At 46.4% G+C, this 407-nt stretch carries 1 protein-coding gene; it reads right to left on the minus strand.

Translation table 11 applies throughout. The features are described 5' to 3' along the window. Positions 1–107: 107 nt before the first annotated feature. On the minus strand, positions 108–407 hold a 300-nt coding region (locus tag ACT3TU_RS14375), incomplete at its 5' end, for a transposase (RefSeq protein ID WP_444752849.1).

Consider the following 407-nt stretch of genomic DNA (forward strand, 5'->3'; position numbering starts at 1 on the left):
GATAGGCTTAGTCTGTGTGCCATAGTAGTAGCTGCTTTTAATGATGCCAAATAAGTCACATAGTCGGCGTTTACTGACGCTTTTGTCTTGCTCTGCAAGCTTGCTTATCAGCGATAGCCGTTCAGGCTGTCCAAGGCCAGCAGAGCAGAAGCCTTTTTTAATATGTCGCGCTCCATAGTGAGTCGCTTAACCTGCTTACGCAATTCTTGTAGCTCGCGTTGTTCATCCGTTAAAGCGTTGCCGACTTTAGGTGCTTGGCCATTCGTTTCTTGTCGATACTGACTCAGCCATTTCTGCAGGGTGGATTTGCCAATGCCAAGTGAGCTTGCTACATCAGGTATTTTACGCTTATGCTCAGTCACTAAGCTGATGGCTTCAAGCTTGAATTCTCGGGTATATTGATTGCG

Source organism: Psychrobacter sp. AOP3-A1-26 (assembly GCF_052378235.1).
Taxonomy (GTDB): Bacteria; Pseudomonadota; Gammaproteobacteria; order Pseudomonadales; family Moraxellaceae; genus Psychrobacter.